The 23912-nt window shown below is 28.7% G+C and carries 20 protein-coding genes; 12 read left to right on the top strand and 8 right to left on the bottom strand.

Going from position 1 to position 23912, the window contains the following annotated elements; all coding sequences use genetic code 11:
- Nucleotides 1–7: 7 nt before the first annotated feature.
- Nucleotides 8–1723: an asparagine synthase (glutamine-hydrolyzing) gene (gene asnB, locus QML81_RS02385; protein ID WP_281951596.1), complete on the top strand. Its 1716-nt coding sequence runs from the start codon at nt 8–10 to the stop codon at nt 1721–1723.
- Here asnB and dcd read toward each other — a convergent pair.
- A complete protein-coding gene (gene dcd, locus QML81_RS02380) occupies nt 1718–2275 on the bottom strand; it encodes a dCTP deaminase (protein WP_281951595.1) in 558 nt (185 codons plus the stop codon). The two genes, asnB and dcd, sit on opposite strands and share 6 nt — an antisense overlap.
- A 221-nt stretch (nt 2276–2496) precedes the next feature.
- Between dcd and accB the strand changes: the two genes are divergently transcribed.
- Nucleotides 2497–2967 carry an acetyl-CoA carboxylase biotin carboxyl carrier protein gene (accB, locus tag QML81_RS02375; RefSeq protein ID WP_281951594.1) on the top strand — a complete coding sequence of 157 codons (471 nt, stop codon included), beginning with the start codon at nt 2497–2499 and terminating at the stop codon, nt 2965–2967.
- On the top strand, nt 2968–4305 hold the full coding sequence (locus QML81_RS02370) for an acetyl-CoA carboxylase biotin carboxylase subunit (RefSeq protein ID WP_281951593.1): 1338 nt from the start codon (nt 2968–2970) through the stop codon (nt 4303–4305).
- Nucleotides 4306–4324: 19 nt separating this feature from the next.
- Here QML81_RS02370 and QML81_RS02365 read toward each other — a convergent pair whose 3' ends face one another.
- Nucleotides 4325–5518: a tetrahydrodipicolinate N-succinyltransferase N-terminal domain-containing protein gene (locus tag QML81_RS02365; protein WP_281951592.1), complete on the bottom strand. Its 1194-nt coding sequence runs from the start codon at nt 5516–5518 to the stop codon at nt 4325–4327.
- Nucleotides 5519–5706: 188 nt separating this feature from the next.
- Nucleotides 5707–6537, bottom strand: coding sequence for a peptidylprolyl isomerase (locus QML81_RS02360; protein ID WP_281951591.1), 831 nt, complete (start codon nt 6535–6537; stop codon nt 5707–5709).
- A 97-nt stretch (nt 6538–6634) separates the two neighbouring features.
- Between QML81_RS02360 and gltX the strand changes: the two genes are divergently transcribed.
- Complete coding sequence (gene gltX, locus QML81_RS02355; RefSeq protein ID WP_281951590.1) at nt 6635–8014, top strand: glutamate--tRNA ligase; 1380 nt, start codon at nt 6635–6637, stop codon at nt 8012–8014.
- 7 nt (nt 8015–8021) lie between these two features.
- Here gltX and QML81_RS02350 read toward each other — a convergent pair whose 3' ends face one another.
- Genes QML81_RS02350 through QML81_RS02335 form a run of 4 tightly spaced genes read right to left on the bottom strand, consistent with a single transcriptional unit; the run spans nt 8022 to nt 14911 of the window.
- Complete coding sequence (locus QML81_RS02350) at nt 8022–11198, bottom strand: NAD-glutamate dehydrogenase domain-containing protein (RefSeq protein ID WP_281951589.1); 3177 nt, start codon at nt 11196–11198, stop codon at nt 8022–8024.
- Nucleotides 11180–13291 carry an EAL domain-containing protein gene (locus QML81_RS02345; protein WP_281951588.1) on the bottom strand — a complete coding sequence of 704 codons (2112 nt, stop codon included), beginning with the start codon at nt 13289–13291 and terminating at the stop codon, nt 11180–11182. Before QML81_RS02345 ends, QML81_RS02350 begins: the two co-directional genes overlap by 19 nt.
- On the bottom strand, nt 13288–14214 hold the full coding sequence (locus QML81_RS02340; RefSeq protein WP_281951587.1) for a cytochrome-c peroxidase: 927 nt from the start codon (nt 14212–14214) through the stop codon (nt 13288–13290). Before QML81_RS02340 ends, QML81_RS02345 begins: the two co-directional genes overlap by 4 nt.
- A gap of 40 nt (nt 14215–14254) precedes the next feature.
- On the bottom strand, nt 14255–14911 hold the full coding sequence (locus tag QML81_RS02335) for an MqnA/MqnD/SBP family protein (protein WP_281951586.1): 657 nt from the start codon (nt 14909–14911) through the stop codon (nt 14255–14257).
- 186 nt (nt 14912–15097) lie between these two features.
- Between QML81_RS02335 and QML81_RS02330 the strand changes: the two genes are divergently transcribed.
- The 4 genes from QML81_RS02330 (at nt 15098) to QML81_RS02315 (ending at nt 17665) form a co-directional block, all read left to right on the top strand.
- Nucleotides 15098–15319, top strand: a complete 222-nt coding sequence (locus QML81_RS02330) for a MoaD/ThiS family protein (RefSeq protein WP_281951585.1) — start codon at nt 15098–15100, stop codon at nt 15317–15319.
- Between the two features lies 1 nt (nt 15320).
- Nucleotides 15321–15767 (top strand): molybdopterin synthase catalytic subunit, encoded by a 447-nt coding sequence (locus tag QML81_RS02325; protein WP_281951584.1) that lies wholly within the window; start codon nt 15321–15323, stop codon nt 15765–15767.
- A 167-nt stretch (nt 15768–15934) separates the two neighbouring features.
- Nucleotides 15935–17137 (top strand): molybdopterin molybdotransferase MoeA, encoded by a 1203-nt coding sequence (locus QML81_RS02320; RefSeq protein ID WP_281951583.1) that lies wholly within the window; start codon nt 15935–15937, stop codon nt 17135–17137.
- Between the two features lie 15 nt (nt 17138–17152).
- Entirely contained in the window at nt 17153–17665 is a 513-nt protein-coding gene (locus tag QML81_RS02315) for a TlpA family protein disulfide reductase (RefSeq protein ID WP_281951582.1), read from the top strand.
- Nucleotides 17666–17918: 253 nt separating this feature from the next.
- Here QML81_RS02315 and QML81_RS02310 read toward each other — a convergent pair whose 3' ends face one another.
- Nucleotides 17919–19238, bottom strand: coding sequence for an MFS transporter (locus tag QML81_RS02310; RefSeq protein ID WP_345741153.1), 1320 nt, complete (start codon nt 19236–19238; stop codon nt 17919–17921).
- Between the two features lie 348 nt (nt 19239–19586).
- Here QML81_RS02310 and rdgB point away from each other — a divergent pair, with 348 nt between their 5' ends.
- The 4 genes from rdgB to QML81_RS02290 all read left to right on the top strand — a co-directional run bounded on the left by rdgB (nt 19587) and on the right by QML81_RS02290 (nt 23909).
- On the top strand, nt 19587–20201 hold the full coding sequence (rdgB, locus tag QML81_RS02305; protein ID WP_281951580.1) for an RdgB/HAM1 family non-canonical purine NTP pyrophosphatase: 615 nt from the start codon (nt 19587–19589) through the stop codon (nt 20199–20201).
- 104 nt (nt 20202–20305) lie between these two features.
- Nucleotides 20306–22153, top strand: coding sequence for an invasion protein CiaB (gene ciaB / locus QML81_RS02300; RefSeq protein WP_281951579.1), 1848 nt, complete (start codon nt 20306–20308; stop codon nt 22151–22153).
- Between the two features lie 86 nt (nt 22154–22239).
- A complete protein-coding gene (locus QML81_RS02295) occupies nt 22240–22674 on the top strand; it encodes an Hsp20/alpha crystallin family protein (RefSeq protein ID WP_281951578.1) in 435 nt (144 codons plus the stop codon).
- Nucleotides 22675–22805: 131 nt separating this feature from the next.
- Nucleotides 22806–23909 carry a pyridoxal-phosphate-dependent aminotransferase family protein gene (locus tag QML81_RS02290; RefSeq protein WP_281951577.1) on the top strand — a complete coding sequence of 368 codons (1104 nt, stop codon included), beginning with the start codon at nt 22806–22808 and terminating at the stop codon, nt 23907–23909.
- Nucleotides 23910–23912: the final 3 nt, after the last annotated feature.

Raw genomic sequence — 23912 nt, 5'->3', positions numbered from 1 at the left:
TTAAATAATGTGTGGCTTTTTAGGAGTTGTTGGAAGGTATGATGAAAAAAGAGCAAAAGAGTCTTTAAATCTTTTAATTCATAGAGGAAAAGATTTTCAAGGATTTTATAAAGATAAAAATATCTTTCTTGGTCATAATAGATTATATATTTTAAATAAAGATGTAAATCAGCCTTTAATAAAAGATAATAAAGTTTTAGTTTTTAATGGTGAGATATATAACTATAAAGATTTTGATGTATTAAGTGATACTGAAGCTATTATTAAAGCTTATCCAAATTTTGAAAAATTAGAAGGAATGTTCTCTTTTGGGATTTATGATAAAAAAAATCTATATCTTGCAAAAGATATTTTTGGGAAAAAACCACTCTATTTTTATAAAAATAGTGAAATTTTTATTTTTGCTTTAGAGATAAAAGCAATTTTGCACTATATAAAAAAGGCAGAATTTAATAAAAATGCTCTAAGCTGCTATCTATCATTTGGCTCCATTCCTAATCGCTCAACTTTTTATAAAGATATCTATAAGATTAATTCAGGAGAGATTTTAAAATTTGATATTGAAAATTTTTCATATGAGATAGATAGATTTGATACTCTTTTAAAAAAAGAAAATGGCGATATCGAAAAAATTTTAATAGATTCAATAAGAAAAAGATTGCAAGGAGATTTTGAAGTTGCTTCACTTCTTAGTGGAGGAGTTGATAGTTCTTTAGTTAGTGCATTAGCTAAACAAGAGCAAAAAAAACTCACTACCTATTCTATTGGATATAAAGAGGAAAAATATAGCGAATTAAAATATGCAAAAATTGTTGCTAATCATATAAAAAGTGAGCATAAAGAGTTTATTTTTACAAAAGATGATTTTTTTGAAAGTTTTGATTTTTTAATAGATCATTTTGATGAGCCTATTGGGGATAGCGCAAGTTTACCTCTATATTTTTTATTTAAACAGATTAAAAAAGATGGATTTAGAGTTGTTTTAAGTGGAGAAGGGGGAGATGAAATTTTCTTAGGATATCGCCAATATTTTGAGTTTTTGGATCTATATAGAGCTAAAAATTTAAAATATAAAAATTGGCTAAAAAACTATTTTAAAAGCAACTTTAGTCCAAATAAGGAGTGGGAGTGGTATAAAAGGGTTTTTAATGATGAGGTGATTTTTCGCTCAAGTTGTGAAGTTTTTACAGACCTACAAAAAAATCTCTTTTTAAAACAAAATGTTAAAGATAATGAGTCGCTATTATGTATAAAGGGACATCTTGATGAGTGGAGAAATAGCAATTTTGAAAAAGAGGTTGATTTTTTTACCTTTTTGGATTTAAAAGTAAGACTTGAATCTCTTTATCTTAAAAAGTTAGATATGGTAAGTATGGCAAATACAATTGAAGCAAGAACGCCTCTTCTTGATAAAAGATTATTATATGCTGCATTTTCAAAAAAAAGAGATAAAGAGCCAAAATATATTCTAAAAAAAATTGCAGCTAAATATATACCAAAAGAGATTATTGAAAGAAAAAAGAGAGGCTTTTCATATCCACATATGGAGTGGCTCAAAAATAGCCAATATATTTTAAAAATAGAAAAAATAAATAAAGAAGTGAGATTTTTTAAAGAAGAACAGCTTAAATTTTTGATAAAAAATGCCAAAAGAAACAGATTTTCTCGTCACTTTTGGCTTGTATTGGCATTTTTACTATGGTTTGAGAGAAGATTTTTATAATATTTTTGGAAGAGTTATTCCTCTTTGTTTTTGATATTTTCCTTTTTTATCTTTATAGCTTATTTCACAATCTTCATCACCTTCTAAAAAAAGAACCTGTGCAATTCCTTCATTTGCATAAATTTTTGCTGGAAGTGGAGTTGTGTTTGATATCTCAATTGTAATATGACCTTCAAATTCTGGCTCAAATGGAGTAACATTTACAATAATTCCACATCTTGCATAAGTACTTTTTCCTAAACATATTGCCAAAACATTTCTTGGAATTCTAAAATATTCTACCGTTCTAGCTAATGCAAAAGAGTTTGGAGGAACTATACAGACATCTCCTTTAAAATCTACAACATTTCTCTCATCAAAATGTTTTGGATCAACAACTTCTGCATTAACATTTGTAAAAATTTTGAACTCATCACTTACTCTTATGTCATATCCATAACTACTAAGTCCGTAACTAACTACGCCTTTTCCTATTTGTTCCTCGCAAAAAGGCTCAATCATTTTCTCTTTTAGTGCTTTTTCTCTAATCCAACAATCTGCTTTTAATCCCATTGGAACCCTTCAAATTAAAATATATATTTATAAAATTTATGATATTATAGCAAATTAAAATTAGTGTAATTAGGAATTGGGAATTTGGAATTTGGTTAAATTAAAATACTCAAGTGATTAGATGATCGGAATTTATCTAATTTGTTTTTCAACTATATTAACTAATTCCCAATTTCCAATTCCTAATTTCCAATTATAAACTTTCAAACTAAGGATTAGCAATGGATTTTAAAGAGATAAAAGAAATAATAAGGATTTTTGATAAAAGTGGGCTAAACAAACTAAAAGTTAAAGATAAAGATTTTGAAATATCTTTGCAAAAAGGTTTTGAAACAGCTTTGCAGCCATCAGTGCAAGTAACACAGGCACCAACACAAACTCCTTCAGCACCTGTTGCACCATCTGTTACAACTGAGGTTTCTAAAGAAGAAAAAGCTGAAGCACCTAAAAAAGGCGAATATATTACTTCTCCAATGGTTGGAACATTTTATAGAGCACCAAGTCCAGACTCTCCTCCTTTTGTAAAGGTTGGAGATAGAGTAAGCAAAGGGCAAACTATAGGAATAATTGAAGCTATGAAAATATTTAATGAGATAGAGGCTGAGTTTGATTGTAAAATTTTGGAGATTTTAGTTGAGGATGGACAGCCAGTAGAATATGATATGCCACTATTTTTGGTTGAGAGGCTCTAAATGATAAAGAAAATATTGATTGCAAATAGAGGAGAGATCGCACTTAGAGCTATAAGAACAATTAAAGAGATGGGTAAAGAGGCAATTGCTGTTTACTCTAGTGCAGATAAAGATGCACATTATTTAAAACTTGCTGATGCTGCAATCTGCATAGGCCCAGAAAAAAGCAGTGATAGTTATCTTAATATTCCTGCAATTATAAGTGCAGCAGAAATAAGTGGATGCGATGCAATTTTTCCAGGATATGGTTTTTTAAGTGAAAATCAACAGTTTGTAGAGATATGTAATCTTCATGATATTAAATTTATAGGACCATCTTTAGAAGTTATGCAGCTTATGAGCGATAAAAGCAAAGCTAAAGAGGTTATGAGAAAAGCTGGTGTTCCAGTGATTCCTGGAAGCGAGGGTGCAATTAAAGATATTGAAGATGCAAAGAAAAAAGCAAAAGAGATAGGCTATCCAATCATTTTAAAAGCTGCTGCTGGCGGTGGTGGAAAAGGTATGAGAGTAGTTGAAGATGAAAGTTATATAGAAAATGCCTTTTTAGCAGCTGAGAGTGAAGCAATAAGTGCCTTTGGTGATGGAACTATTTATATGGAAAAATTTATCAAAAACCCAAGGCATATTGAAGTGCAGCTAATTGGCGATTCTCATGGAAATGTTATTCATTTAGGAGAAAGAGACTGTTCACTTCAAAGGCGTCATCAAAAAATGCTTGAAGAATCTCCAGCAGTACTGCTTGATGAAAAAACAAGAGAAAATCTATTGCAAACTGCAGTAAAAGCTGCAAAAGCTATTAAGTATGAAGGGGCCGGAACTATTGAGTTTTTAGTTGACGCAGATAAGAACTTTTATTTCATGGAGATGAATACAAGGCTTCAAGTAGAACATCCTGTTAGTGAAATGGTAAGTGGAGTTGATATTATTGAGTGGATGATAAGAGTTGCTCAGGGAGAAAAGCTTTTTTCTCAAGAAGATATTGAGTTAAAAGGGCATGCAATTGAGTGTAGAATAAATGCTGAAGATCCAAATAGATTTATACCAAGCCCAGGAAAAATAAAAAGTTGGATTCAACCTGGTGGAAAAGATGTAAGAATGGATACCCATGTATATGCTGGATATATCGTGCCTCCGTATTATGATTCAATGATAGCAAAACTTATAGTTTGGGGAGAAAATAGAGAAAAAGCTATAGCTAAAATGAAAAGATGTTTAAAAGAATTTGAAGTTACAGGTATTAAAACAACTATAGATTTTCACAAAAAATTGATGGATAATCCAGATTTTATATCAAATAATTACGATACAAAATATATTGATGAGAAATTTTTAAAGTGAGGAAAACTTCCTCACTTATTTAATGAAGTTCTTCGTTTAATTTAACCTCTTTATTACTTCTAAAAACTTTCATTTGTCCAGTAGTGCTATCTTGTCTAAAATGAAGACCATTTAAACCAGCAAGTTCTCTTCCTTTAAAAATCTCTTTATATTCAGCTTTCCACTCAGGATTTGCTTCTTTAATCTCTTCAAAAGATTTTTCACTCATGAAAAATTTTGTTCCTTCTAATACTGCTATTCCAGCATCAACAATACATCCGTCACCAAGGGGAATACCAGTTACTGAATTTGCTCCAAGAAGACAGTTTTCTCCTATGCTTATTGGATTGCCACTTGTTCCACTAAGAACACCTAAAATACTTGCTCCGCCTCCAATATCGCTTCCTTTTCCAACAACTGCACTTGAACTAATTCTTCCTTCAACCATTACAGGACCAAGAGTTCCAGCATTGAAATTTATATAGCTAGCTCCTGGCATTACTGTAGTTCCAGCAGCAAGTTGTGCACCAAATCTTACTTTAGAGCTATCAAGTATTCTTGTGTTATCTGCAGGAATTATATGTTGTAAAAATCTTGGAAATTTATCAACAGAGTCAATTACTGGATATTCACCATTCATTTTTAGTTCAATCTCATTTTCTCTAAGCCAATCAAGCTCAATTGGAGTGTTGCCGCTCCAAGCCACATTTGAAAGTATTCCAAAAGCTCCATTTAGATTTACTCCTCTAAGAGGTGCTTTACCTGTAGAGAGTGCATATAGTTTTAGATAAACAGATTCAACTGTTTTTGGAGCTTCATCTTCAAAAATGAATACAATTTTAAATTTATCGCATTCATAATCAATTAGAGAATCAAGCATTTTAATTATTTGAACATTTTTATGACTATCTCCCTTTGCTTCACTTAAAAAAGGTGCAAATGCATTCAAACAGTTATCAACAAAATCTCTTGTAACATCAAATACAGCTTCACTTGAGTTTTTATCAAAACCAAGTCCACACTCATCAAGAGCTTTTAAAAATATTGCTGCAGAGCCATAATTTTCTTTCCAGTTTATTACTGGATAGACTGCCTGTAAAATTTTATCTGGGTTTTTTTGTCCTCTATCAACCCTTGCTATACCAAAACCTAATGGCTCTTTATAAATTTCACTACTTTTTATCTCTTCAACATATTTTGAAAAATCATCTTTTGTCGCAATTATTGGTAACATTTTTCTCCTTTGTATTTAGTTGAGTAGAGTGAGTAAGTAAGTTGAGTAAGGTGAGTTGGAATGCAGTAATCGGTATTTAGCGTTAAGAGCTAAGTGTTAAGAATTAAGTTTAAAAGTATAATTATGACTAAATTCTTAGCTCTTAACTCTTAGCTCTCACTCACCATACTCAACTTACTCAACTTATTTCATGGTAGTCTCAATACCTTTATCTTTGCACTTACTTTTAATTTTGCTAAATACTCTTTTATAGCTTTTTCTCTTTTTTCTTCAATCATTTTTGATAAAACCATATTTTTAGCTTGCTCATATGGAATTGGGGTAATATCTATTTTCTTTTTTACAAATATAGTTAGAAACTGTTTTCCAAATGGAATAATAGGAGTAAAACTTCCCTCTTTAGTATCTTTTAAAAGAAAAGCAATTTTTGGATTTATTTGCGAAAATTCTACTTTTTCTTCTCCTATTTGTATACCAGGAATGGAAATCAAAGGATTTTGCATAATTTTTTGTAAAGATGCTTTATCTTTTGATATATATTTTACTATTTCAACATATTTTGGCAAAGAAAACTCTTCTAAATGTTTTTTATAATACTCTTTTATCTCTTCTTCATCTGGACGAGTAAGTTTTGTTGCTGCAATTTTTTTAAAAAATTTCTTTTTTAGAAGCTGTTTTTTAAAACTATCTTTATACTCTTCCCACTTTATCCCTTTTTGTTTTAGTATCTCTTTAAATTCATATAACGAAAGACCTTTTTTTTGTGCAAATTTTTCTATCTCATTTTCTAGTTCAAAATCATCAACAGTAATTCCCAGTTTTTTTATCTGTGCCTCTTGAAGTCTTTCATCAATTAAAAGCTCAGCTGCCTTTTTTTTGCTAATGTTTAAAGTCTTTGCAGTTTTTAATATCTCTATCATAGTTATTGGTTCATTGTTTACGATAATTGCTATACCATCAATTAAGCCAGCAAAAATAGTTGGTATAGTAAATATTAAAATAAATAATATTTTTTTCATAAATATGCCTTTTTTAAATCTCTAATTACTAAATCAAGATTTTACCAGCTTTTAACTAAGAATAGATTAAAATTAAAAAAAAATTTAAAGGGTTAAAATGGTTGTAACAAGATTCGCACCAAGTCCAACAGGGTTTTTACATATAGGAGGACTAAGAACAGCACTTTTTAACTGGCTTTGGGCAAGAAAAAATGGTGGAAAATTTATATTAAGAATTGAAGATACAGACCTTTCTAGAAATTCACAAGAGGCAACAGAAGCAATTTTAAAAGCTTTTGATTGGGTTGGATTAGATTATGATGGAGAGGTGGCATATCAATCAAAAAGATTTAATATTTATAAAAAATATATAAATAAGCTTTTAGATGAAGGAAAAGCATATTATTGCTATATGACTAAAGAGGAACTTGACAAATTAAGACAAGAGCAGCAAGAAAGGGGTGAGAGACCAAGATATGATAGAAGATATAGAGACTTTACAGGAACACCTCCTGAAGGTGTTAAGCCAGTTGTTAGGATAAAGGCTCCTCTTGAGGGAGATATCATATTTGAAGATGGTATAAAAGGAACTATAACTATTAGAGCAGAAGAGTTAGATGATTTTATTATTGCAAGAAGTGATGGAACACCTACATACAATTTTGTTGTTGCAATTGATGATGCTTTAATGGGAGTAACAGATATTATTAGAGGAGATGATCATCTTTATAATACACCAAAACAGATCATTGTTTATGAGGCTTTGGGTTTAAAATTGCCTAAATTTTATCATGTTCCAATGATTTTAAATGAGCAAGGAAAAAAACTTAGTAAGCGTGATGGTGCAATGGATGTGATGGAATATAAAAAAATGGGGTACCTTCCAGAGGCACTTTTAAATTTTCTTGTTAGGCTTGGATGGAGTTATAAAGATCAAGAGATATTTACTCTTGAGGAGATGTTAGAGCTTTTTGATCCTAAAGATATAAATAAATCTGCTTCAGCATATAATCTAAGCAAACTTGATTGGCTAAATTCTCACTATATAAAAAATAGTTCAAATGATAGACTTATAAAATTATTAGAAGATTATGATCTATTTTTGGAAAGCCATGATAAAAAAGAGATACTTCTTGATGCATTAAAAGAGCGAGCAAAAACAATAAAAGAGTTAGCCGATATGGCAAAAGAGATTTTAGAATCTCCAAAAGAGTATGATGAAAAAGCGGTAAAGAAAGCTTTAAAAGGTGAATATAAAGAGATTCTAAATCTCTTTTTAGATAAGCTAAAATCAATTGATGCTCATTTACCTGTAGATTTTCATAAAATAATAGAAGAAGTTGTAAAAGAGAAAAATATAGGATTTGGAAAAATAGGTCAGCCTTTAAGAGTTGCTTTGGTGGGAAAATTATCTGGTCCAGACCTTTCAGATATAATGGCAATAATAGGAAAAGATGAGACAATTAATAGAGTAGAAAAATTATTAGAAAACTTTTAAAGTTCCTTTAAATAAGAAGCAGAGACAAAGAATTTACAATATATGTAATTACATATAGATTTTGGTGTTTTTTAGTGCAAAAGTTTTTTATCTCTTTTAAAATATTTTCATAATTTTCTATCTCTGAAGATAGATATTTTTTAAAACTATTTTCAATATTTTCATCAGCTCTTGTATATACTAAAACTCTTTTTGCAAGTTTTACTACAAAAAATTGCAAGAGCTGTTCAAGCTGGAATTTTACCTTTTTTTCATATTCCAAAAGAGGTTTATACTCATTAATAATATTAAGAATCTCATTGATTTTGAAAAAATCTATAATTAAAAAGAAAAGTTTTGCAACATCTTTAAAACTGTGTGGAGTTTTCTCTTTAATCTCGATTGCTGCAGCTAAGAATTTTAAATATTCTAAATATGAATAAAAAAGATTTATTGATTTATTGTCTTTTATATACTCTTTTATTTTTATTCTTTTTTTGCCTCTTTCTAAAATTTCATTTAATTCATGTTTGTATCCTAAAATAAAAATAGGATCAATATTTTTTTGATGTTTTATCATCCAATTTACACTAAAATTTATAGAATTTTCTAATTCTAAAAGAAGTTTATATTGAATATTTGAGTCTATTTTTAAATCACTTCTATATAATTCAAATCTAATATCATTTGCATTTAGTAACTGATTTATAACAAGATATGATTCAATTTTTTTAACAAATTTTTCTTCTTTTAGGTTTTCAAAATCTACGATAAAACTGCTACCAGCAAAATTTATTATTTTATTTGCTATAACTGTTGCAGTTATCTCTCTTTTTAGTGGATGGTTTTCTATTTCATCTTCATATACAGATACAAAAGATTTTGGAAAATATTTAAATAGATAATGCCTAGCAAAAGCCGAATCTAAAAAATCACTTTTTAATAAAATCTGTTTTATAAAAATTTTAGAATAAGAAAGAAGTATTCCAAGTATTGGCCTAACAATTGCTCCATCTTTTGTTAGAATAGTTTCAAAATCTGTTGGTTTTGGTATAGAAAAGTCTCTTCTTTTAAATATTTTTATATTTTTTTCTAAAACCTCAACAGTTTTTATAAATTTCTCTAAATCCTCTTTTGACCTTTTCTCATCAAGAGTAATAGCAAGAGGTTGAAGGTAATTTGTCCAGTAAACAGAGTTTAAAACTTTATCTGTTAATGATTTTAGTGTATTTATTCTTTCATTTTCATCTATTATATTTTTATCTTTTAAGCTATTTAGAACTATTTTGAGATTTACTTCATGGTCAGATGTGTCAACACCTGCTGAATTGTCAATGCTATCAAGATTTATTTTTCCACCATTTCTTGCATACTCTATTCTTGCTTTTTGAGTAAATCCTAAATTTCCACCTTCACATACAGCAAAACATTTTAACTCATTTGCGTTTACTCTTACACCTTCATTCTCTTTATCACTTAGATATAGATTGATTTCATCGCTTGATTTTACATATGTTCCAACTCCACCGTTGTATAAAAGATCTACTTTTAAACAAAGAAGTTTTTTAGCTAACTCTTCTCCATTTAATTCGTTTTTATTTATATTTAAAAGTTTTTTTATTTGTGGTGTAAGGGTTATACTTTTTGCATCTCTTGAAAATACCCCTCCACCTTCGCTTATTTTACTTTTATCATACTCTCTCCAGTGTGCACCTTTTTTAAATAATCGAAGTCTCTCTTGAAAAGAAATTTTTGGATTTGGATCTGGATCTATAAAAATTTCATTATGACTTATGGCTCCTAATAGCTTTATGTTTGAATTTATGAGCATACCATTTCCAAATACATCCCCTCTCATTGAGCCAATTCCAACAACAGTAATGCTATCTTTATAGATATCTATATTTTTTTCTATGAAAAATCTTGAAACACTTTTCCATGCTCCCTTTGCAGTAACTCCAAGCTCTTTATGGTTATATCCTTTACTTCCTCCACTTGCAAATGCATCTTTTAGCCAAAAATCTCTTTTTATAGCGATTTCATTTGCAACATCACTCATAGATGAGGTCCCTTTATCAGGAGCAACAACAAAATAGAAATCATCTTTATCATAAGATATAATTTTTCTATTCTTTACAATTTTGTTATCTTTTTTATTATCAATTAGGTCTAATAAAGAGTCTATGAATAAAGAATAGAAGTTTTTAAATTCATCAAAACTAAGTTCGCTTTTTTCTTTATAAATAACAAATCCACCCTTTGCACCAGATGGAACGATGATTGCATTTTTTGCCTCTTGAGTGCTCATAAGAGATTTTATCTCTTCTCTATAATCATCATATCTATCGCTCCATCTTATTCCACCTCTACTTACTTTTCCCATTCTAAGATGTACACCATTAAATTTATTATGGTATACAAAAATTTCTATTGCTGGCTGGATTCCAAGAAGATAATTTTCTAAAGATTTTGTATCAATTTTTATACTGATTGTCTCTTTATTTAAAAAGAAGTTTGTTCTAAGAGAGTGGTCAACAATTCTATATAATATTCTAATAATTTTATCTTCATTTATATTTCTTATCTCTTTTAAAAGATTTTCAATCTCTTCTTTTTTATTTTTTATTCTGTTTTTTCTATTTTTAATTGTTGGGTCGAATTTAATAATAAATAGATCAACAAGTGCTTTTATAATAGAATGATTTTTTAAAACCGTTTTAGTGATAGCTGTTTCATTAAATTCAGTAACTATTTGATTTTCATATCTAATAAGTGCTCTAATTAATACTATCTCTTTTAAGTTTAGATTTTCTTTTAATGTTAAAGAGTATAGTTTGCATCTAAAAATAGTCTCTTTCTTTAAGGCTTTTTCAATTATTTCAGTAATATTTTCTTTTGCTTTTATTAGGTTTTCTTTATCTTTGATATCTAAAAGAAATCTAATAATAAAAATTTTTTTGTTGTCAATATCAATATCGTAAGTGACTTCATCAATTATTATAAATCCAATATCATGTAAAAGTGGAATAATTTCAGAAAGAATGAGAGGTTTTTGAGAGTATATTTTTAAGAAAAATTCATTATCTTTTTCGTAAAATGATGCTAAATATTTTTTTTCATTAAGTTCATTTAATATTTTATCTGAAATTTTTAAATCTTGTGATGAGAGAATCTCTTTACATGTACTTAAAAGTTTTTCTTGCATAATTCATCCTTAATTTCTGGGCAAGGCTTAGCCAAGTAAAATCCTTGTGCATAATCTATACCAAGCTCTTTTACTTTCTCTAAAACCTCTTTTGAATGAACAAACTCAGCTATTGTTTTAATATTTGCTTCATCAGCAAAATTTTTTATTGTTTTTACAATAAGCTCTGCATGAGGATTTTTGGAAATATCTTTAATTAATGACCCATCAATTTTGATATAGTCTATATTTAAATTTAAAATATGCTCAAAATTTGAAAAACCGCTTCCAAAATCATCTATTGCTATTTGTGATCCCATGCTTTTTACAATAGATACAAAATCTCTAACTGCATCATAATCAGTAATAGCAGCACTTTCCAAAATTTCAAAAGTTACTTTTTTTGCGATATCTGGATATTTGCTAAATAGATTTCCTAAAAATTTGAGCAGTGATGGATTTGATATATCTTCCATCGATATATTCAAAGAAAAAGGCAAATCTTTATTTTTAAAAAAATCAAAACTTTTTTCAAATATAACTTTTGTAAGATTTTCATAAAGCTTTGTCTCTTTAGCAATATCTAAATAAGGAAAAATTGACTCAATTTTATCTCCGTTTTTTATTCTCGCAAGAACTTCATATTTGATGATTTCATTTTTATATGGATCAAAAATAGGCTGAAAATATGTATAAATTTCATTGTTTTCCAAAGCATTTTTTAATATTTTTGTTTTTTTTATATTTTCTTCAATTTTTTGATAAAAGCCAATATGTTTGTTATATATAAAAAATGATCTTCTAATATCTTTTTTTATATATTTTAGTGCCATATCTGCTGTTTCTATAATTGGTCTTTCGTAAGTTATACCAATGCTAACAGACAGATGAATATCGATATTTTCATACATAATTTTATGATTTTTAAAATAGTTAATAATTTTTAGTGCAAGATCTTTTATATCTAAATGATCTTTTTCCATTAAAATTCCAAAATCATCTCCTCCTATTCTATAAAATTTTGGATTTAAATCTTTTGGTACAATCTTTTTTAGAGATTTTGCCACCTCTTTTAAAATAAAATCTCCAGCTTTAATTCCATAAAAGTCATTATAGTGCTTAAATCCATCAATATTTACTATTAAAAATAGTGGATTTTTTATTTTTTTCTTATCAATATCTAAAACTCTTCTATTTAATAATCCAGTAAGTGGATCAATTGTTGCCATTCTCTCTAATTTTCTTTGCATTCTTTTTAAAATAATATTTTCTTTATCAAGAATCATAATCAAATATATAATAGCTATAATTGAGCCGATATAAAAGATAATGAGAGCAATATATAAATTTGTTAAAAATTTTAACTTTTTATTGGCTGAATATAGAAATGATTTTATTGTTTCTTGAAGTTTTATTTTTGAATCACTATTTAATATATTTTGCAAAAAATTTGTGTAGTAGGGGAAATTTTTAATGAAAAGATTTAAATGTGAAAGAAAAACAGAGTGGAAATTTTTTATCTCTTCATCTTTAAATTTATATTTTTTTAGTTTTTCAAAATTGTTTTTAATCTCATTTAAAAAATCTTCATCAAAACTATTTTTTGCTAAAAATATGGACGATATTGTATTGATTACAAGTTTTTCATAATTTTCAAATTTTTGAGATTTTTTGTTATCTATAATTATTGGAATTTTACTAATAAGAGTTGAAAGATACATAGTTGAGTTTTTTATTGTTGAATTGATACTTTCAAAATCATTTATTAACTCTATTTTATGCTGTATGCTTTTTTTATAATCAAGCAATTTTTCATAAACTTCTGGGTGATTATTTTTTAGTTCTATATTATTAAGTAGTTTATTTAAGATATTTTCGATTTTTTTTTGAGTATTTGTAATTTTGTCAAAATTTTTATATAAAAAAAATGAACTCTCTAATACCTCATAATCTAAAGTGGTTTCTTGCATTTTTAGATTATTAAGATTAAACATAACTTCATTATTTTTAATAAAATAATCTCTTGTAAAATTTTCAAAAAATACTAAAAGAAAAATAGCTATTACTCCAAGAAATGAAGCAGTAACTATTTTTTTATTAGGTTTAATTTTCATCTATTTTCTTTCAGTATTTTTGGTTTTTCTCCAGTTAAGGTATTTAAAAAAGCAACTATTGCTTCTTTCTCTTCTTTGCTTAGTTTAAATCCTAGATTGTGATATGCCATTTTGTCTACCGCCTCTTCTAATGTTTTTGCACTTCCATCATGAAAGTATGGTGCAGTTAAAACAATGTTTCTTAAACTAGGTACTTTGTATCTATATCTATCAAACTCTTTTTTTGTTATTTCATATCTATCACCAACTGGTTTTTTAGGATATGGATTTATAGCCCCAATTTTTTGAAAAGAATTACCACCTATATTTATACCATTATGGCATGTTATGCATCCAAGTTGTTTAAAAAGCAGGTACCCCCTTTTTTCTAAAGGAGATAGTTTTATCTCTCCCCTTAAAAATCTATCAAATTTTGAATTTGGAGTAATCAAAGCTTTTTCAAATTCAGCAATTGCATCTAAAACCATTTCATATTTAATTTTATCAGTCTTATATACTTTTTTAAAAAGCTTTTTATAAAATTGATTAGAATTCAATCTCTTTTCAATCAATTTTTGATTCATGGCCATCTCATTTGGAGCATGGACAGGGCCATTTGCCTGATCTTTTAAATCTTTTGCTCTTCCATTCCAAAATTGCCTAAAATTAAAGTATGAATTGTACACAGTTGGAGCGTTAACTTTGCCTTTTTTACCTCCCACACCAATAGAGACTGGTCTTGGGTCAGCCCCTCCATGATTAAAATCATGACAGCTTGCACAGCTTATAGTTTTATCTTTTGAAAGAATTGGATCAAAAAAGAGATATTTTCCCAGTATTGCTTTATCTTTATTATATTTAATATTTTGAGGAATTGGAGATATAGGCTCTTTTGAGTATAAAATAGAAATTATAAAAAAAAATAGCAAAAAAAGTTTCCTCATAAATAGCCTTTGAATATATTTGAATCAGATATATTTTATCTTAGTTTGTTTTAACTCTTCTTGAAAGATAAATAAATTTTTTTAATGATTTTTCTGCTTTTTTATCAATTTTATACTCTATTAAAGATAAATAGTGAAGTATCTCTTTTTGAGAAAGGGAGCTTCTTTTTACATACTTTTTTAAAATATATTGAGGGATTTTTAAGTGAGAGTTTAAAAATTTTTTTTCAATTTTTTTATTGATTTTTGGATTTTTTTTATAACAAAGCCTTGCAAATACAAAGGGGAGTTTATATTTTTTATACCACTCTTTAGCTAAATCAACACATGAATTATCAATTTTTCTTCTTTTTAAAGCTTTATCACCTATTAAAACCTCGCCCTTTAAATTTAAAATTTTTGCCAATACATTTGATGTATTTGATTCAATATCATCTTTCTCTTTTCCATTGCAAACTATAACGCTTAATACCTCTTTTTTTGCAACTATGCCTAAGTTTGTACATTTTTGATTATATGAGTATATGCTTGAAATGAATGCTGCATCAACTCTATTGTTTTTGAAATCTTGATTTATTTTGGAAGGAACTCCTTTTTTATGAAAAAGTGCAGCTCTATCAGAAGGGTTTTTAAGATATCTTTTTAAAAAAACATAAAATGGTAAAAGGTTTATATAATCAATCTTGGCAAAAATCATGGGCAAATTATAGCATAATGCGTTTTGGGCATTGGACATTAGTTATTAGTTATTGGTAATTGGTATAATAGATATGATTTTTACCAATAACTAATAACCAATACACCAATTGCCATTTTCTAACCTACTAACCTATTTTTTTAAATCTCTTTTGATATAATAAAGCAAATTTTTTGGAGAGTGAAAATGGTTACAATAGAATTTTTGGGTCCTATAAAAAAAGAGCCTATAAAAGTGGAAGCAAAAAATCTAAAAGAGGTAGCAAAAAAATTGCAAAATGATGAAGAAGTTTCAAAATGGCTAAAAGAGTGTGCTGTTGCGGTAAATGATAAAATTGTACAAGATTTAGATGTGAATTTGAAAGATGGAGATAAAATATCGCTGTTGCCGCCGGTTTGTGGAGGATAATATGATAGAGTTATATGATGGACCATTAGATGTTGATGCTATTTTTAGTAGCTGGAGAAGATGGGGTGAAGATAAAAATTTTGGTGCATTTATAACTTTTGTTGGAACTGTAAGAGAAGAAAATGACATTGAAGCTTTAAGTTTTGATGTTTATAAGCCAATACTGAAAAGTTGGTTTGATAATTGGCAAGAAAAGGCACAAAAAAGAGGTGCTTTTTTAAAAATGGCTCACTCTATTGGTGATGTCCCTGTTCATACCTCAAGCTATATGGCTGCTGTTTTTAGCCCGAAAAGAAGAGTAGCACTTGAATTAATTGATGAGTTTGTAGAAGATTTTAAAGCAAATGCTCCTATTTGGAAATATGATGTTATTAACAAAAAAAGAGTTTATGCAAAAGATAGAAGCCAAAAGATAAAAGGGGCAGGTATATTAGACATTGGTCATTAGACATTAGAAATTAGTGGAATTGGGGTATAGCTCGATAGTGGAAGAGATAAGGATGAAGGGAGAAGGATTTAGTAATAGTGGATAGTAGTAGTTAACACTAACACCAATACTAATTCCTAATTTCCAATCCCTAATGACCAATGACTAATGTCAAATAAAGGAAAGTAATGATTAGTTTTGAAGAGTCTATGAAAATTTTAAACTCACTAAGTTTTAAAGAGGTTGGAGTTCAAAAACTATTTTTAACAGATACTTTAGATAGAGTTTTAGCTGAAGATATAGTTGCAACTTCAAACTCTCCTGAGTATGAAACAGCTGCTATGGATGGATATGCTATTAGATATGAAGACCAAAGTAAAAAAAGAATAAAAATCTTAGGTGACAATCCTGCAGGAAGTGAAAAAAAAGTTAAAATCAAAGAGGGAAAGTGTATAAAAACATTTACTGGTTCACTAATGCCAGAAGGAGCAGATACTCTTATTCCTATTGAAAATGTAGAAGTTAATGATAATGAGATTATTATAAAAGAGCCAGTAGACAAAGGTTTTAGTGTTAGAGAGGTTGGTGAGAATTACAAAAAGGGTGAAATTTTAATAAAAAAAGGCTCTCAAATAAGCTTTGCTGAAATTGGAGTTATGGCAAGTTTGAATATTGTTATGCCAAAAGTTTTTCAAAAACCAAAAGTTGCTATTTTAGCTACTGGTAGCGAAGTTTTAGAAATTGGACAAGAAAGAGAAAATAGAGCTCAAATTAGAAGTTCAAACAATTATACTTTGGAAGCTCTTGTAAAAATGCATGGAGGAGAGGTAATTGAGCTTGGAGCTGTAAAAGATGATAAAAAAAGCATTATTCAAGCTATGAAAGAAGCATTACAAAGTGCAGATATTGTTGTTACAACTGGAGGAGTAAGTGTTGGTGATTATGATTTTGTAAAAGATGTTGTAAAAGATGAAATTGGAGCTGATGTAGCCTTTAAAGGGGTAGTTATAAAACCAGGACAACATATTATGGTTGCGAAAAAAGAAAATAAGGCTATTATTGCACTTCCAGGATTTGCATATTCAAGCACTGTTACTTTTATGCTTTATGCCCTTCCAGTTTTATATAAGATGAAAGGAAGTGTTTATAAACCAAAAATAGTAAAAGCGACTCTAAAAGAAAATTTTGTAAAAAGAAGTAAAAAAACAGAGTTTACTGTTTGCAATATATATCTTGAAGATGGAGAATATTTTGCAGATTTTAAAGGTAAAAAGGTAGGAAGTAGTGCTATTTTAACCAATATGTTGGGAGATGTTGGATTAATAATTACATCTCCTGAAGAGAAAAATAAAGAGATAGGTGAAAAAGTTGATGTATGGCTTATCAAATAAAATAAAGGAGATTTAATGTTTAAAAAAATTTTATTGGCAACTATATTTTTAGTTACTCTAACTTACGCACAAAATGTAAAAAATTTTGTTTTATCAACAATGGAAGGTGAAAAAATTCATATTGAAGTAAACGATGATGGTATAAAGGTAAAAGAGTATCCAAAAAAGGTAATAATTTTAGATTTTTTTGGAAAAAATTGTCCTCCTTGTAGAGCAGAAATGCCAATACTTGGAAAAATTCAGAAAAAATATAAAAACACTCTTCAAATTATTGGTCTTCATGTTCAAGAACCTCTTGATATAAAAGATTATAGTATGATACAAAATAGAGGTGTTAATTTTCCTATAGCTGATTATATGCAAGGAAATCAAGAGTTTGTAGAGTATATATCTAAACTCACAGGTTGGAGAGGATCAATTCCTTATTTACTATTTTTCGATGTAAATGGTACATACAAAGGTTATCATCTTGGTATGATGGATGAGGCTACTATGGGAAAATTAATTGAGAAAATGAGTAAAAAATAATTGATATATTAGAAATTTGGAATTGAATGTTCTGAAAAATTACCAAATTTCACTCAGGCGAGTTGAAATTTTTAGTTAACTAACGCTTAAAAATTTTATTAAAAAGTGCAAACGCAAGCGCCCTTAGGGGTAAGTGCACTTTTTTGGCCTAAAGGCCAACATAAAATTTTCAAGCTAAAATTTCAAAGCCTTCGTTCAATTTGTAATTTTTCAGAGATCTCAATAATGTCTAATGCCTGATGTCAAATTAACTTTACTTTTTCAAAAACTCTTTTATTTCATTTTCATCAAGTTTTTCTTTATCATATTTAACAACAATAATTTTTTCTGTTTCATTTACATAAAAATCTGTAACTCCTTCCATAACTTTTAATCCAGGTAGCTTTTCCTTATCATATTCTTCAAAATTTAAAAAAAGATTTGCTCTGACTCCTGGATTTCTCATTCCTACTATCCAATATATCCAAAAAACACAAACAATTAAAACAGCTATAGCAACTGCTACTTCTTTTCCATATTGATACAAAATACCACCGATTGCACCACCTAAAAATATTCCTATATAAGCAAAAGTATTTGCTACTCCTAAAGCAGCTCCTTTTTGATGAACTTTGGCAAACTTACTAACAAAACTTTGAAGAAGTGGCTCAAACATATTAAAACCGATAAAGAAAAATACTGCACCTATTGTAAAAAGTAAAAATGAACTGCTAAATCCCATTAATGCAAATGATGCTGCAATAAATAAGATAGATACAATAAATACCTCTTTTCCTTTATGATATTTTTCCCCAAAAACTGCTGCTGGACCCATGGATAAAATACCAAATATTACTGCTGGCAGATATACTTTCCAGTAATGCTCAGCTCCCATATTAAATTTTTGTTTCATTAAAATTGGAATGATAAAAAATGCTATTGCCATAGTAGAAGAGTGAAATAGAAAAGTAATATACATTCTAACTAAATCTTTATCTTTAAAAACCTGTTTTATTTTTGCTTCCTCTTCAGAGTAGTGGTGAACTATTTTTGGTGGTTCAGGAACTGCGGTAAATAAAATAGTCAAAGCTAAAATAGCTAAAATAGCTGTAAGCCAAAATAGTGCACTTACACTATAAAGACCACCAATGATAGGTCCAATAATCATAGCCGCTGCAAAGCTCATAGCTATAACCATACCCATTACAGCCATTGCATGTGCTCTTTCATCTTCTCTAACATAATCTGCAATCATTGCAGTAACAACACTTCCTATTGCGCCTGATCCTTGTAAAAATCTTCCAAGAAGTAAAATATAGATATTATCTGCAACTGCACATATAACCGAACCTATTGCAAATAGCAAAAGTCCTATAAGGATGGTTTTTTTTCTGCCTATTTTATCGCTTAAAACACCAAAAGGAACCTGTAAGATTGCTTGAGTGAAAGCATATCCACCTACTGCAACCCCAGCTAAAAATGCAGTTCCTCCTTTTAGTGTAAGTGCATACTGACTTAAAACAGACAAAACTATAAACAGACCAAAAAATCTAAGAGCTACAATTAGACTTAAAGGTAGAACCTTTTTTGCAATCTCTTTCAATTACAATCCTTTATGATAGAATTTCGTTTTAGGATACTTCTAACGACTATTTATAGTTCATAGCTTTGTCAGCTTGTTCATAGGCAAGGCGCAGCTACGTAGGCTATGTAAAGCATAGTCAAGAAGCTGCAACACAGCATATGGATAAGCTGACAAAGCCCATAGAGAAGGCAAATATAGCACAATCTTTGGCGAAAAATTTTATCAATTTAGCTATTGCTAAACCTCAAAAATTTTTCATCCAAATCTTATAATATCTTTGCCTTCTATGAGCTATAAATAGTTATTAGATGTATCCTTTGTTATTTTACGACTAATTTTCAAATAAAAGGCAAAAAAATGAAAGTTATTTTAGCCACTTCAAATAAAGGAAAGATTAAAGAGATAAAAGAGATTTTGAATATTAAAAATATTATCCCATATAAAGATATTTTGGGAAATTTAGAAATTGAAGAAAATGGAAAAACATTTAAAGAGAATGCTCTAATAAAAGCAAGAACAATATATGAAAAAATAAAAGATAAATATCCGAATGCAATTGTTATATCTGATGATAGTGGTATAAGTGTTCCAGCTTTAAATAATGAGCCAGGAATTTATAGCGCAAGATATGCTGGAGCTAATGCTACAGATAAAGATAATCTATATAAACTTATAAATGAGCTTAAAAAAAGAGATATAAAAAAGACAAAAGCCTACTATACCGCAGCTGTTGCTATTGTTTCAAAAGTTGGAGAATTTGTTGTTCATGGCTGGATGCATGGATATGTAATAGATGAAGCAAGAGGGGATAAAGGTTTTGGATATGATCCAATGTTTATACCAAAAGGCTTTGATAAAACTCTTGGAGAGCTTGATAATGAGATAAAATCTAAAATTTCACATAGAGCAAAAGCTTTGAAGCTTGCAAAGATGATTTTAAAGGTCATTAGTAAAAGTGGAATAGGGGTATAGTTGTATAGTGGAGAAGATATAAGGTTGAAGGTTGAAGGCTGAAGGAAAAATCAATTCCTAATGACCAGTGACTAATGACTAATGTAAAACAAAAAGGAAATAATTTGAAAGAAAAGTTTTATAAAGATTTACAAAAACTGTATGAAATAGTAGAAAATGAGCAAAAAGAGTTAGAGAGATTTTATGATATTTTTGATACGAAAAAAAGCATAATTGATACAAAACTTATCGATCTTGAAATAGTTATTGATGAGTTTTTAACCCTTTTAAATCTTCCTATAGATAATCAATCAAGATTAGCTGCTGTTTATAGAATAGTAAATTTAAGAGAAGATAGTTTAACTATTGTTATGAAAGATAGTGGATTTGATGAGGAAGATATTATAAAAGCTAAAGAGAAAGCCTATCTTTGGGTAGCAGATTTTTATATAAAAAGATTTGAGAAAATTATAGAAAAAATAGAAAAAGAAAATCTTTTAACAAAATTTTATAGAGCTATAATTTATCATACCCATCAAGTTGGTAAAGAGATGAGCTCTTGGCAATCTTCTTGGATGGCTCAAATTGTAAATGGAGTTAATAGAGAGCTTTATAGACTTTTTAATGGAGATGAAGAAAAAATATTTGAACTTTTAAATGAAAAAAATCTATTGGATATGGGACATGAGGGTGAAATTGGTGATAGATCTTATTCTGTTTTGAGAATCAATAATGGCAAGTTTGAAAGACTCTCTTATGCAGAGGCTTTTGAAGATGAGGTTAAAAATGTAGTTAAAAGAATAGATGAATTTATATATGAGCTTAAAAAATTAAAAGATGAAATTTTTGGATTGGAAGATGAATGGGTAGATTATTTAATAAAAATGAAAGAAGCCTTTTTGGAAAAAGACCCAGATAAACTTATCCCTAAATGGGCTGAAGTTGATAGAGCTTGGATGAAGATAACCTCTCCTATACAGATAGGTCATCCTCTTGAATATTATGAGGATCATTATAGAAAAGCGGTAGCGTTAGAGTGGGATATAAGAATTATAAATCCAAAATTTAAAACAAATAAAAGAAAAAACTATATAGAGGCTGCTTTTAAAAAACTCTATCTTGATACAGATAAGCAAAATGAATCTATTTTTAAAAATAGTCTTGAAAATTTAAATCGTGTTCAGCTTTATATTGGAAGGCCACTATTTTGGTATGGAGCTGAATTTAATGGGCTGTTTAGCGCACAAGTTGTACCAAATGATGAAAAAGTCTCAAAGGAGTGTGGAAAAAAGATTTTTGCATATGCTGATATGATATATGAGAGCCAAAAATCCAAACCTCCAATGAAAATAACAAAAGAGGTATTTGGTAAAGAGTTAACAAAAAAATTTAGGCAGATTTTGAAAAATGAAGATATTTGGCATAAAGTATATGATATTACAACTATTGGTCATGAATATGGACATATTCTTTGGATGGATGAAAATAGTGAAGCTTTGATGAATAGATCCGGACAATTTAAAAATGTTGAAGAGTTTAAAGCAACAACAGGGGGACTTATATCATTTTTTATGTTTGAAGAGGAAGATTTATGGGAATATGTTCTTCAAGATAATATTCAAAGAGCAGTTTCACTTATATCTTGGAGAGAGACACCGGAGGTGTTGCCATATTATATTGAAGCGCTTTTGCATCTTCAAGCTCTTTTTGATACTAAAATTTTTGAATTTGATAAAAAATTAAAAGTTAATATTACAAAATCAAAATATGAAGATTTAAAAGAGTGGTATTTTTCAGTTTATAAAGAACTTGTAAGAGATTTTTATCTTGAAAAAAGAGACCCAAAAGATTTTTTGGATAGATTTGTGATTAAAAAAGGAAATTTTTATACATCAAAAGATAAAAAAGTTGCAATGTTTGTTGAATATTATTGGAATCTATACAAAAAGATAGGCAGAGTTATAGAAGAATAATTAAGTTTATAAAATATAATAAACTTGACAATAATAGACTAAACTTGATATAATTACATTGACTAAATTATAAAAAGGAGGTGACTATGTTACCAATGATTGATCCATTCAAAGAGTTAAGAGATATTGAAAAAAGAATCTCTAGTATGCTTGATTTAGAAAGAGCAGCAGTTCCAGCACCTACAAAAGAGACAGTTTGGGCTCCAGCAGTTAATGAAAAAGAGGATGAAAAAGCTTATTATGTAGAAGTTGATCTTCCTGGTGTTAAAAAAGAGGATATTAAAGTAGAAGTAAAAGACAATGTTTTATCAATTTCTGGTGAGAGAAAATTTAAAAAAGAGGAAAAAGATAAAGGTTATATAAGAACTGAAAGCTTCTTTGGTAAGTTTGAAAGAAGATTTACACTTCCAAATGATGCAGATGCTGAAAAAATAGAAGCAAAAGTTGAAGATGGTGTTTTACATCTAACAATTCCAAAAGTTGAAGAAAAAGAAAACGTTAAAAAAATTGAAGTTAAGTAAAGAGCTCTTGCTCTTTGCTTAACTTCCCACTTAACCTACTAACTTTTTAAATCTTCATAAACACAATTTAATCCTTCATTTGATATACTATCTTGCTTTATGTGTAATTTTTTTATTAAAAGGAAAAAAATATGCTTCTTTTTACACCAGGTCCTACTCCTGTTTTAGAAAATGTTAGAGCTGCAATGGCAAAAGAGACTATACACCATAGAACACCTGAATTTACAGAAATTTTTAAAAGCACAAGAGAACTGCTTTTTAATCTATTAAAAACAGATGAGGTTTTAATGTTTGCCTCAACTGGAACTGGGGCAATGGAAGCTTGTGTTACAAATCTATGTCATAAGAAAGCTTTAACAATTAATGCTGGTAAATTTGGTGAAAGATTTTCAAAAATATGTTCAGCTTTCAATATCCCTTTTAAAGAATTAACTTATGAGTGGGATACGCCAGCAGATGTAGGTGAAGTTGTAGAAGCAGTTAAAAATGATAGCAGTATTGATGCACTATTTGTTCAAATTTGTGAAAGCTCTGGAGGGCTTAGACATCCTATTGAAGATATTGCAAGAGAAGTAAAAGCAATTAGACCAGAGATTATGATAGTAGCTGATGGTATTACTGCAGTAGGAGTTGAGCCTATAGATGTAACAAATATTGATGCTTTAATTACTGGAAGCCAAAAAGCATTGATGCTACCACCAGGACTTTCAATTGTTGGATTAAGTAGCAGAGCTATTGAAAAAATAGGCAAAGGAAAAGGGTTTTATTTTAATATGGCAAGCGAATTAAAAAAACAAAGAGAAGGAACAACTGCCTATACAGCAGCAACTACATTAATAATTGGCCTAAAAGAGATGTTAAATAATATTTTTGAATTAGGTCTTGATACACTTTATGATTTAACTGATAGAAGAGCTACAGCTACAAGAGTAGCTTTAGAAGCTATTGGATTAAAAATATATCCTAAAAAGCCTGCAAATGCAATGACTGCTGTTATTGATGAGGATGCAGAAAAAATAAGAAAAATTTTAAAATCAAAATATGAAGTCAATATAGCTGGTGGCCAAGAACATTTAAAAGGAAAACTCTTTAGAATTAACCATATGGGAATAATTAAAGCATATGAAGCTGCTTGGGTAGTCAATGCTATTGAGTTAGCAATGAGTGAATTAGGAAGAATTGAATATACAGGCAAAGCAAATAAAATTTTTAATGAGCTATATTTTGGGGAATAATTT

Source organism: Nitrosophilus kaiyonis, assembly GCF_027943725.1.
GTDB classification, from domain to species: domain Bacteria; phylum Campylobacterota; class Campylobacteria; order Campylobacterales; family Nitratiruptoraceae; genus Nitrosophilus_A; species Nitrosophilus_A kaiyonis.
The sequence above is the reverse complement of the archived record's forward strand: the minus strand, read 5'-3'. Positions and strand labels throughout refer to the sequence as shown.

Coding starts and splice junctions, on each gene's coding strand:
- QML81_RS02335 (WP_281951586.1), bottom strand. CDS start 14,911: ATGATTTTTGCCAAGATTGATTATATAAACCTTTTACCATTTTATGTT.
- rdgB (WP_281951580.1), top strand. CDS start 19,587: ATGAAAGTTATTTTAGCCACTTCAAATAAAGGAAAGATTAAAGAGATA.
- QML81_RS02365 (WP_281951592.1), bottom strand. CDS start 5,518: ATGTTACCAATAATTGCGACAAAAGATGATTTTTCAAAATATGTTGAA.
- QML81_RS02290 (WP_281951577.1), top strand. CDS start 22,806: ATGCTTCTTTTTACACCAGGTCCTACTCCTGTTTTAGAAAATGTTAGA.
- gltX (WP_281951590.1), top strand. CDS start 6,635: ATGGTTGTAACAAGATTCGCACCAAGTCCAACAGGGTTTTTACATATA.
- asnB (WP_281951596.1), top strand. CDS start 8: ATGTGTGGCTTTTTAGGAGTTGTTGGAAGGTATGATGAAAAAAGAGCA.
- QML81_RS02325 (WP_281951584.1), top strand. CDS start 15,321: ATGATAGAGTTATATGATGGACCATTAGATGTTGATGCTATTTTTAGT.
- accB (WP_281951594.1), top strand. CDS start 2,497: ATGGATTTTAAAGAGATAAAAGAAATAATAAGGATTTTTGATAAAAGT.
- QML81_RS02345 (WP_281951588.1), bottom strand. CDS start 13,291: ATGAAAATTAAACCTAATAAAAAAATAGTTACTGCTTCATTTCTTGGA.
- dcd (WP_281951595.1), bottom strand. CDS start 2,275: ATGGGATTAAAAGCAGATTGTTGGATTAGAGAAAAAGCACTAAAAGAG.
- QML81_RS02295 (WP_281951578.1), top strand. CDS start 22,240: ATGTTACCAATGATTGATCCATTCAAAGAGTTAAGAGATATTGAAAAA.
- QML81_RS02320 (WP_281951583.1), top strand. CDS start 15,935: ATGATTAGTTTTGAAGAGTCTATGAAAATTTTAAACTCACTAAGTTTT.
- QML81_RS02360 (WP_281951591.1), bottom strand. CDS start 6,537: ATGAAAAAAATATTATTTATTTTAATATTTACTATACCAACTATTTTT.
- QML81_RS02315 (WP_281951582.1), top strand. CDS start 17,153: ATGTTTAAAAAAATTTTATTGGCAACTATATTTTTAGTTACTCTAACT.
- QML81_RS02370 (WP_281951593.1), top strand. CDS start 2,968: ATGATAAAGAAAATATTGATTGCAAATAGAGGAGAGATCGCACTTAGA.
- QML81_RS02350 (WP_281951589.1), bottom strand. CDS start 11,198: ATGCAAGAAAAACTTTTAAGTACATGTAAAGAGATTCTCTCATCACAA.
- QML81_RS02330 (WP_281951585.1), top strand. CDS start 15,098: ATGGTTACAATAGAATTTTTGGGTCCTATAAAAAAAGAGCCTATAAAA.
- QML81_RS02340 (WP_281951587.1), bottom strand. CDS start 14,214: ATGAGGAAACTTTTTTTGCTATTTTTTTTTATAATTTCTATTTTATAC.